Origin of the sequence: Rhodococcus sp. ACT016 (assembly GCF_050477185.1) — a bacterium.
Lineage (GTDB): Bacteria > Actinomycetota > Actinomycetes > Mycobacteriales > Mycobacteriaceae > Prescottella.
Genome location: NZ_JBEAET010000001.1, coordinates 4,255,330 through 4,265,153 on the forward strand (window position 1 = coordinate 4,255,330; position 9,824 = coordinate 4,265,153).

Annotated in this window: 8 protein-coding genes; 4 read left to right on the forward strand and 4 right to left on the reverse strand. The window is 69.2% G+C overall.

From position 1 onward, the window contains the following. Positions 1–85: 85 nt before the first annotated feature. Positions 86–1,117 (reverse strand): aldo/keto reductase, encoded by a 1,032-nt coding sequence (locus ACQ5DX_RS19640; RefSeq protein WP_430334157.1) that lies wholly within the window; start codon positions 1,115–1,117, stop codon positions 86–88. Positions 1,118–1,217: 100 nt separating this feature from the next. Then, a complete protein-coding gene (locus tag ACQ5DX_RS19645) occupies positions 1,218–3,167 on the reverse strand; it encodes a prolyl oligopeptidase family serine peptidase (RefSeq protein ID WP_430334158.1) in 1,950 nt (649 codons plus the stop codon). A 48-nt stretch (positions 3,168–3,215) separates the two neighbouring features. Between ACQ5DX_RS19645 and ACQ5DX_RS19650 the strand changes: the two genes are divergently transcribed. The 3 genes from ACQ5DX_RS19650 to ACQ5DX_RS19660 all read left to right on the forward strand — a co-directional run bounded on the left by ACQ5DX_RS19650 (position 3,216) and on the right by ACQ5DX_RS19660 (position 6,639). Beyond that, positions 3,216–3,626, forward strand: a complete 411-nt coding sequence (locus tag ACQ5DX_RS19650) for a TIGR03668 family PPOX class F420-dependent oxidoreductase (RefSeq protein ID WP_430334159.1) — start codon at positions 3,216–3,218, stop codon at positions 3,624–3,626. A gap of 172 nt (positions 3,627–3,798) precedes the next feature. Further along, positions 3,799–5,049 (forward strand): pyridoxal phosphate-dependent aminotransferase, encoded by a 1,251-nt coding sequence (locus ACQ5DX_RS19655; protein ID WP_430334160.1) that lies wholly within the window; start codon positions 3,799–3,801, stop codon positions 5,047–5,049. 240 nt (positions 5,050–5,289) lie between these two features. After that, complete coding sequence (locus ACQ5DX_RS19660; RefSeq protein WP_430334161.1) at positions 5,290–6,639, forward strand: YibE/F family protein; 1,350 nt, start codon at positions 5,290–5,292, stop codon at positions 6,637–6,639. Between the two features lie 9 nt (positions 6,640–6,648). On the opposite strand, the gene ACQ5DX_RS19665 is transcribed toward ACQ5DX_RS19660, so the two are convergent. Then, positions 6,649–7,776: a hypothetical protein gene (locus tag ACQ5DX_RS19665; RefSeq protein WP_430334162.1), complete on the reverse strand. Its 1,128-nt coding sequence runs from the start codon at positions 7,774–7,776 to the stop codon at positions 6,649–6,651. Between the two features lie 119 nt (positions 7,777–7,895). Here ACQ5DX_RS19665 and ACQ5DX_RS19670 point away from each other — a divergent pair, with 119 nt between their 5' ends. After that, positions 7,896–8,411, forward strand: coding sequence for a low molecular weight phosphatase family protein (locus ACQ5DX_RS19670; RefSeq protein WP_430334163.1), 516 nt, complete (start codon positions 7,896–7,898; stop codon positions 8,409–8,411). Here ACQ5DX_RS19670 and ACQ5DX_RS19675 read toward each other — a convergent pair. Next, on the reverse strand, positions 8,388–9,815 hold the full coding sequence (locus ACQ5DX_RS19675) for a polysaccharide biosynthesis tyrosine autokinase (protein ID WP_430334164.1): 1,428 nt from the start codon (positions 9,813–9,815) through the stop codon (positions 8,388–8,390). The two genes, ACQ5DX_RS19670 and ACQ5DX_RS19675, sit on opposite strands and share 24 nt — an antisense overlap. Between the last annotated feature and the right edge of the window lie 9 nt (positions 9,816–9,824).

Genomic DNA, 9,824 nt, shown 5'->3' on the forward strand with positions numbered 1-9,824 from the left:
ATGCACCCGATCATTCCGGGGCACGTCGGTTCGCAACATCAGGGAACACCCTGAAGATTTCAGAGCACAGGCCGCACCGTGACGGTCACTCCCGTCCCGAGGAGATCCAGTCGGGACCGTTGAAGGTCAGGTTGCGCCCACCGGTCACGAGGTTGGCGACGTGGTCGAGCCGCGCGAGTTGCGACGCCGACAGTTCCAGCGACGACGCGGCGGCGTTCTCGTCGACGCGCGCGCTGCGCCGGGTTCCCGGGATCGGGGCGACTGGCACTCCCAGCCGCGTGCCCTGGGCGAGCAGCCAGGCGAGGGCGACCTGCGCCGGGGTGGCGCCGGCCTCGGTGGCCACCGCACGGACGTGCTCCACCACCACCTGGTTCGCGTCGAAGTGCTGATCGAACCGGTGCTGGCCCTGCAGGATCGAGCCCGACACCGCCTCTCGGGTGAGCGTTCCGGTCAGGAATCCGCGTCCGAGCGGGGAGTAGGGAACGAATCCGGCACCGACCTCGATCGCCGCCGGGACGACGTGTCGTTCGACGTCACGCGACCAGAGGCTCCATTCGCTCTGGACGGCGGCGATCGGATGCACGGCGGCGGCCGCCCTCAGCTCGTCTCCGGTCACCTCCGACAGCCCGAGGTGCCGCACCTTTCCCTCGCGGACCAGCTCGGCCATCGCCTCGACGGTCTCCTCGATCGGACGGCCGATCTCCCGCCGGTGCATGTAGTAGAGGTCGATCACGTCGGTTCCCAGTCGTCGCAGCGACGCCTCGCACGCCGACCGGACGTAGTCCCGATCGCCACGGGTCGGTGTGCCGCCCCGATCGTCACCGATCACGCCGGCGATCCCGAACTTGGTGGCCAGCTGGACCTCGCCGCGGCGGGTGCGCAGTACTTGCCCGACGAGTTCCTCGTTCGTTCCGGCGGGACCCACCGTGCCCGGCCGCGGTTTGCCGTACACGTCGGCGGTGTCGATGAAGGTGACGCCGACGTCGATCGCGTGGTGCAGGGTCCGCGCCGCCTCCTCCGGGTCGGTCGCACCGTAGACATGGCTGAGGGCCATGCCGCCCAGGCCGATTCGGCTCACGCGCAGTCCGTGCCCGAGGTCGATGGTCGGTACCGTCATGTCAGTTCCTCTCTGCCGGCCGTTGCCGCAGCACCTCTGCGATTCCCGGCCGTGCCGTGATGGATCCCGACGGTAGGCGTTGGAGTGCACTCCAACGCAACTATGGCCGCGTCAGCTCCAGTCGCGGGACGCCGGGTGTCTCGAATCCGAGGACCTGCCCATAGAAGGACAGTTCGGCCTCGCGGGCGTCGACGATCGTCTCGACGCGGCGGAATCCGTGGGATTCGCCCTCGTATGCGAGGTAGGCGTGCGGGATCCGCTTCCGCACCAGCGCGGAACGGAACCGCTCCGCCTGCGACGGTGGGACGATCGGGTCGGACAGGCCCTGCAGCAGCAGCACCGGGCAGGACAGTCCGTCGACGTTGTTGACGGGTGCCCGCCGCGCGTACAGGTCGGCGGCCTCGGGCAGCGGGCCGATCAGCCCGTCGATGTACCGGGACTCGAAATCGTGGGTCTCCTTGACGAACTCGACCAGTTCGGCCACGCCGTAGTACGAGACACCGCACGCGAACACGTCGGACGTCGTCAGCGCCGACAGCACCGTCCAGCCGCCGGCCGAACCACCTTCGATCGCAAGCCGATTCGGGTCGGCGAGACCGGAGTCGGCGAGCCCGCGCACGGCGGCGACGGTGTCCTCGACGTCGACGACACCCCACTGTCCGCGCAGCCGGTTGCGGTACTCGCGGCCGTATCCGCTCGAGCCGCCGTAGTTGACGTCGACGACGCCGATGCCGCGGCTGGTGAAGTACGCGTACACCAGGTGCACCGCGGGCGCGACGTGCGCGGTGGGGCCGCCGTGCACAAACGCGACGTACGGCGGGAGTTCGCCGTCGGGAGCGACGAAGTCGGGATTGCGGGGCGGGTAGACGATCGCATGGACCTCGCGCTCGGGGCCGGCGAACGCGAGTGCACGCGCCTCCGGGAGGTACGCGATGTCGGGCAGGTCGTCGACCGCCAGTCGCACGTCGGTGAGCGCGCCGGTGTCGAGATCGAGCAGCCGCAGCCCGGTCGCGACCCGGGCACCCCCGCAGCGCAACAGGATCCGTCGGCCGTCGACGTCGCAGATCTGGACGGAGGAGACGCCCTCGAGCTCGATGTCGTTCAGTGCGCCGGTGGCCGGGTCGAAGATCGCGAGGGTGTCGGTGCCGACGGTGCGCGCGGTCAGCAGGGTGCCGTCGGCGAGTGTCCGGTACCAGCCGGCACCGAGCTGCCACAGCGGGGCTCCGAAGTCGGCATCGATCGGACAGATCGGTTCCACCGCACCGTCGGCCACCGACACACGATGCAGGTTCCACCACCCACTGCGATCGGTGATCACGTACAGGCTGGACGCGTCGATCCACTGGGGCTGCAGCACCGACTCCTCGCTGCCGCCGAGCAGGACGTCCACCTCGCCCGACGCCAACGACAGCACACGCAGTTCGGTTCCGTCCCAGGGCATCTGCGGGTGGTTCCAGGCGATCCACGCCAGCCGCGTGCCGTCCGGGGAGAGCCGCGGGTAGGCCAGGAAGTCGGATCCGCCGACGATCGAGCGCATCGCGGCGTGGTCGTCGACGCCCGAACCGTCGAGCGGGACCACGCAGATGTCCCGGATCACCTCCCCACCCGCGTGGGTTTCGCGGACACACCACACCTCGTCCCCCGACACGGAGAGGTCGGCGTAACGAATAGCGGACGCGGTCAACGGAATCGGTGTGAGCGCTACGGGCGCGACGTCGACGCGTGGGTCGAACCGGTACAGGCGCTGGTCGCTGAATTCCGCGAACACGAGCACCGCGTCTCCGGTCACCGTCCACGCGCCACCGCCGTACTCGTGGACACGGGTGCGCGCGTTCCACGGCACCGGCAGGACGTCGACGGGTTCGCCGTCGGGGCCGAGTCGCCGGATCGCGGTCCGCCCGGCCTCGGTGGGGCGCTGCTCCGACCACCACACCTCACCGTCGACGAAGCGTGCGCCCTCCACCGGGTGCCCGCTGGCGGCGAGGTCGGTGGCCGTGATCGGCGAGATCCACGACCCATAGGGCGCGACGGTCGGAGCGGCGTTCGTCATGCAGGACACCCTAGCCACGGACACCGGTCGTCGACGTACTGTTTTCCCATGTGCGCGCACGTGCCGCAGCGATTCGCCGACGCCCCCGTGGCGCGGATGGCGACGGTGTCGGCGGACGGCGATCCGCACCTGGTCCCGGTGGTCTTCGCGGTGGTGCACGACGCGATCTACACCGCGGTGGACGACAAGCCCAAGACCACCCGGCGCCTGCGTCGCCTCGCGAACATCGCCGCGACGGGTCGGGTGAGTCTGCTCGTCGACCACTACGACGACGACTGGTCTCGGCTGTGGTGGGTCCGCGTCGACGGGTCGGCGCACGTGATCTCCCCGGCGGACGACGAGGGTCTGCGGGCGATCGACGCCCTGGTCGCGAAGTATCCGCAGTACCGGTCGATGCGCCCGTCCGGGCCCGTGGTGGCGGTGCGCGACCTGCGCTGCCGGTCGTGGTCGGCCGAGTGAGCCGTGCGACGTCCGTCACAGCGGACGCCGTCGGCGCGGCGCTACCGACCCCGCCGGCGCACCCCACGAATCGGGCCCTACCTGCACGGATGCCTCCCCGGACGCGCGTCGTCCGGGGTCTGAGCCGCAAGGCGGCCGATTTCCGCTTGCGCCCGAGTGGAATCATGGTTGCGTGAGCACTCCAGATTCCGTCCGCCATCGGCCGCAGCGCGCTCTCGAGCAGTCCACCAAACTGCAGAATGTGCTGTACGAGATCCGGGGGCCGGTGCACGCGCACGCGGCACGCCTGGAGGCCGAGGGGCATCGAATTCTCAAGCTCAACATCGGCAACCCGGCCCCGTTCGGGTTCGAGGCGCCCGATGTGATCATGCGCGACATGATCGCGGCTCTGCCCTACGCCCAGGGCTATTCGGAGTCCAAGGGCATCCTGTCGGCCCGTCGCGCGATCGTCACACGGTACGAGCTGGTGCCCGGGTTCCCCGAACTGGACGTCGACGACATCTACCTCGGCAACGGCGTCTCCGAGCTGATCACGATGACGATGCAGGCGCTGCTCGACGACGGCGACGAGGTGCTCATCCCGGCGCCGGACTACCCGCTGTGGACCGCGATGACGAGCCTGTCGGGCGGCACCCCGGTGCACTACCTGTGCGACGAGCAGAACGACTGGAACCCGGACATCGCGGACATCGAGTCCAAGATCACCGACAAGACCAAGGCGCTGCTGGTCATCAACCCGAACAACCCGACGGGCGCGGTGTACTCGGCGGAGGTGCTCACGCAGCTCGTCGACCTGGCCCGCAAGCACCAACTGCTGCTGCTGGCGGACGAGATCTACGACAAGATCCTCTACGACGACGCCAAGCACATCTCGCTGGCCTCGCTCGCACCCGACCTGTTGTGTCTGACATTCAACGGCCTGTCGAAGGCGTACCGGGTCGCCGGGTACCGCTCCGGCTGGGTGGCCATCACCGGCCCGAAGGACCACGCGGCCGGCTTCCTCGAGGGCCTGGACCTGCTGGCGTCCACCCGCCTGTGCCCGAACGTCCCCGGGCAGCACGCCATCCAGGTGGCGCTCGGTGGACACCAGAGCATCGAGGACCTGGTGCTGCCCGGCGGCCGTCTGCTCGAGCAGCGTGACGTCGCGTGGGAGCGGCTCAACATGATTCCCGGTGTCTCGTGCGTCAAGCCGCGCGGTGCGCTGTACGCGTTCCCCCGCCTGGATCCGAACGTCTACGAGATCCACGACGACGAGAAGCTGGTGCAGGACCTGCTGCTGCAGGAGAAGATCCTCATGGTCCAGGGCACCGGTTTCAACTGGCCCGACCACGACCATCTCCGCATCGTGACGCTGCCATGGGCGCGTGATCTGGCGGTCGCGATCGAACGATTCGGCAACTTCCTGTCCAGCTACAAGCAGTAACGACCGGCTATCACCGTCATCGGACCGACACGACACGAGAATTCGACCCCAATCCTGCATGATCGCGGCGATATGGGTAGATTCACCGTTTGACACCTTTGTGTGTCCGTAAGCGCCTCGTCCTGCCCCTCCCCCCTGGGCGACGAGGTTATCGGTGGCGGGGACGACCCCTCCTGCTCCCCGCCACCGACGCTTACCCCCGTGCACCGTTGACCTACTGGGAGTACGGAGACCAACCCGATGACATCCGAGCTGTCGACCGGTCACGGACCCAACGCGGGCGAAGGGCGCGTCCCCCAGCACGTCCACGGGCACGGACATGGCCACGGGCACAGCCATTTCGAGGGCCCGGCCCCCGTCGGCCCCACGGCAGCGCGCGTCGTCGTGGGGCTCCTCGTCGCGATCGCGACCGCTGTCGTCGTCGGCGCGATGATCCTCTGGCCGAACAAACAACAGATCGATATCCCGTTGCCGTTCCAGAACGCCGGCGGCGGGGCCGTCACCACCGAGGCCGGGACGATCGTGGCCCAGGACATCGCGCCGTGCGGCAGTCCGTCTGCGGGACGGGCATTCTCAGGCGATCCCACGGCTTCCGCGGCAGCGGGCAGCGTGATCGAGTGTCGCCGCAGCCTGGTCGCCATCGAGTCCGGGCCCAACGAGGGGACTCGGACGCTGCTCGAAATCGTCCCGGGGCCCGGGCAGCCGGTGTTGAGCCTCGGCGAGCACATTCGGCTTGTCCGGCAGACGGATTCGACCGGTACACCGATCTACTCGTTCAACGACTACTCGCGCGGGCTGCCGCTGGCGCTCGTCGTCGCCGCCTTCGCAGCGGCGATCGTCGCGGTCGCGCGGTGGCGGGGCGTGCGCGCACTGCTGGGGCTGGGGATCGCGTTCGGCGTCCTGGTCGTGTTCACGCTGCCCGCCCTGCTCGACGGCAAACCGGCGATGCCGGTTGCTCTCGTCTCCGGTGCGGCGATTCTCTTCGCCGTGCTGTACCTGGCGCACGGGGTGAATCTGCGGACGAGTTCCGCCCTGCTGGGGACCCTCGCATCGATGGTCGTGGCGGCGGTGCTGTCCGTGGTAGCCATCCGGATGACGCACCTGACCGGGTTGTCGGAGGCACAGAACACCGACGTGCAGGCCTACGTTCAGCACGTGAGCATCACGGGACTGCTGCTGGCCGGCTTCATCATCGGCTCGTTGGGTGTATTGAACGACGTGACGATCACGCAGGCGTCGGCCGCGTTCGAGCTGGCGTCGATCGACGAATCGGCGAGCCGCCGGACCATCTTCGCATCGGCGATGCGAGTGGGGCGCGACCACATCGCGAGCACCGTCTACACCCTCGTGCTGGCCTATGCCGGCGGGGCGCTCCCGCTGCTCCTCCTGTTCAGCATCGCGGGAGGACCCATCAGCGACGTGCTGACAGGCGATGCGGTCGCGATCGAGATCGTGCGAGCCTCGGTGGGCGGGATCGCACTGGCCCTCTCGGTTCCGCTCACCACCGCCATCGCGGCGCTGCTGGCACGCCCGCGGATCGGCACACCGACCCGGCAGCGACGGCGCACTGGCGGGCGCCACGCCCGCTGACGGCCGTCGTCACAGCCTGGGCAGCTGAATCCCCGGCAGCTGCGGCAACGGCGGCAGCTGGATCTGCGGCAACGGCGGCAGCTCGATGCCCAGGCCGGGGACCGTCGGGCGCGGCGGGGCCGGTGGCGGGGTGTTCACGGTGACCGGCGCCGCACCCCAGTCGGGCTCCGATGCCGGGTGCGTGACCGGACTCGATTCGGGAGGGGCGGGTTCCGACGACGGCGGCGGAGGTGGCGGGGTGGACGTCCGCGAGGACACGGGGCCGATCGACGTGACACCCGAGGTCGGCGTGTCCGTCGAGGCCCCCGCCTCCGACCCGAAAACCGTTCTGCCGTAGCCGAGCCCCAACCCGACCATCGCGATGACGACGAGTGCGGCACCTGCCAGACCGGCCCCGCTCACCTGCCGGCGGGAGACCGCCCGGTGGGCGGCGCGCGTCGACCGGCGCGGCGTCGGGACCGCCGCCGCCAACAGCGCCGCACCGCCGGCCACCACGAACTCGGGGTGCTCGGGCAGCACGATCGGCACGGCCGACCGCTGCCCGAGCACGGTCTGCACCTCGGGGATGTGGGCGCCGCCGCCCAGCAGCACCACAGCCTCGGGCAGCAACTCGACCTGCGCAGCCAGCTCACCGATCAGCTCGACCGATTCCTCGATCGCCGGCCGGACGGCGCTGCCGAAGGTTTCACGTGGTACACGTTCCAGCAGGTCGCAGCGCAGGACCTCGCTGCGCTCGGCCGCCGTGACCGAGCCGGTGTACCGGTCGACCACGCTGACGGTCAGCCCGGTGCTGCCGAGGTCGTACAGCACGATCGTCCGCACCCCCGAGAGACGGTCGTCGCGACTCAGTCGCTCCAGCGCCGCGGCGGGTTCGGGAATCAGCCGGAAGTCCGTGATGCCAGCGCCGCGCATCGCGGCGTCGAGCGCGGCCGCCTGTGCCTCGTCGCCGTAGGCGATGCACACGCCGACAGCTTCTCCCGACTTCGTCAGCTCCGCGAGGGCCGCTCCGACCGCGTCCGCTGCGGCCTCCTCCGGGATCCGACCCGCGACGGCGACCGTCCGACGTTCGAACGCAGCTGGGGTGCCCGCAGTACCGGCTCCGCGGGACCGCACCAACCGCACGAATCCGGCCCCCACCGAAACTCCTAGAACCCCACCCATGAGCCGCCTTCGATCGAGGGCTCCCGGGCCGACGCTCGAACCGGGGCGCGTACTGGACCTGCCGAGTCTATACAGCAATGCCTACACTCACCGGTATGCAGCTGCTGTTCGTGTGCACCGGCAACATCTGTCGATCCCCATCCGCGGAAAGGCTGGCCACCGCGTGGGCGGCCCGCAACGGCGCCTCCGACCTGACCGCGTCCAGCGCCGGGACTCGGGCCGTCGTGGGCTCGGGCATCGAACCTACGGCAGCGCACATCCTTTCGATGCTCGGCGGGGATCCCGACGGGTTCGTCGCACGGCGGCTGACACCCGCGATCGCCGGCAGCGCCGACCTGATCCTGACCATGACCGAGTCCCATCGCGACGCGGTTCTCCGCATCGCTCCGCGCCAGCTCAAACGGACGTTCACGCTACTCGAGGCCGCCCACCTCGCCGCGGCGGTCGGTCCGGCCACCGTCGCCGAACTCGCGGCCGCACGCGGGACCGTCGCCCGACCGGCAAACGCCGACGTCCCCGATCCGATCGGGCAGAGCTCGACCGTGTTCGGGGACGTCGGCAGTCTGATCGAAAAGGCCCTTCTGGACCTACTTCCCCGACTGAGTCGCTAGCGGCGCGGGGGCCTGCTGCGACGCGGGCTCGTCCGTCTTCTGCACCGGAGCGTCGGCGTCGTAGTAGTACTTGTACTCGTACGCACCCTTGCCCTTCGACGGAGTCATAGTCAGGATCGTGCCGAGGACGGTAGCCCCCACGCTGCGCAGGTTGCCGATCGCGCGCGAGACCTGTTCACGCTTCGTCTTGCCGTGCCTGACGACGACGAGGGAGCCGTCGACCTTCGCCGCCAGCACCGCCGCATCCGTGACGGGCAGCAGCGGCGACGCGTCGATGACGACGAAGTCGAACTTCTTCCGCAGGTCCGCGATGAGCTTCTCCGCGTGCGTGGATCCCAGCAGTTCACTCGGGTTCGGCGGCAACGGACCCGACGCCAGGACGGACACGTTACCGAGCGACGTCGACTGCAGGACGTCGTCCAGATCGGCCTGACCGGACAGCACCGTGCTCATACCGACCGACCCGATCAGGTCCAGGTACTTCGCAACACGGGGACGCCGCAGATCCGCGTCGACCAGGCACACCGAAAAACCGGCCTCGGCGATCGCGAGCGACAGGTTGATCGCCGTGGTGGTCTTACCCTCGCCCGGAAGGGAACTCGTGATCGAGATGACCCGCGGCGGGTTGTCGACCTCGAGGAACTGCAGATTGGTCCGCAGCTCCCGGAACGCCTCGGCACTGCCCGAGTACCCGTCGTGGAAAGCGATGGCCGCCTTCTGCTCCCGCTCCTTGTCGAACGGCACGGTGCCCACCACGCCGGCGCCGGCCAGCTCGTCGAGCACCTCACGCGTCTTGACCGTGTTGTCGAGGCGGTCGCGGAGGATTGCCACAGCGATGCCGCCCAGCACGCCGACGGCGAACCCGAGCAGCAAGTTGCGCTTGGTCTTGGGGCTCACCGGGTCGGTGGGCGTCGCAGCGTGCTGCTCGACCACGACACGCGCCATCGGGGGCTTGCCCGGTTCGAGAGTTTCGAGCCCGTCTGCCATCACCACGAATTCGTCTGCGAGGGCGTTCGCCAGGTCTCGGGCGCGTTCAGGGGATGCATCGGTCAGCTTGAGGTCGATCAGCACGGTGTCGGGCGTCGACGTCGCCTTGACCTCCTTCGACAGCGCGGCCGCAGTCATCCCCGGCACGTCGACCTTGTCGAGCGTGCGCTGCGCGAGCGTCGTACCGGTCAACAGCTTGGTGTACGAGGCGACACGCTGCTGGGAGAACAGGTTTCCTTGGTACACCTCGTTAACCGATGCTCCAGAGGACGTGGACACGAAGAGCCTTGCCGACGCCTGGTACATCGGTGTCGCCACGAGAGACGCGCTCAGCGCGACGAACACCCCGAGGAGCGTTGCCACCGCAATGATCTTCCACCGCGTCTGCACGACGCGTAGGTAGTCCTGAACTTCCATATCCCCGAT

Bases quoted from the DNA above. Each gene is read 5' to 3' on its own strand.
- ACQ5DX_RS19640 (WP_430334157.1), bottom strand. From the start codon at position 1,117: ATGACGGTACCGACCATCGACCTCGGGCACGGACTGCGCGTGAGCCGA.
- ACQ5DX_RS19645 (WP_430334158.1), bottom strand. From the start codon at position 3,167: ATGACGAACGCCGCTCCGACCGTCGCGCCCTATGGGTCGTGGATCTCG.
- ACQ5DX_RS19650 (WP_430334159.1), top strand. From the start codon at position 3,216: ATGTGCGCGCACGTGCCGCAGCGATTCGCCGACGCCCCCGTGGCGCGG.
- ACQ5DX_RS19660 (WP_430334161.1), top strand. From the start codon at position 5,290: ATGACATCCGAGCTGTCGACCGGTCACGGACCCAACGCGGGCGAAGGG.
- ACQ5DX_RS19670 (WP_430334163.1), top strand. From the start codon at position 7,896: ATGCAGCTGCTGTTCGTGTGCACCGGCAACATCTGTCGATCCCCATCC.
- ACQ5DX_RS19675 (WP_430334164.1), bottom strand. From the start codon at position 9,815: ATGGAAGTTCAGGACTACCTACGCGTCGTGCAGACGCGGTGGAAGATC.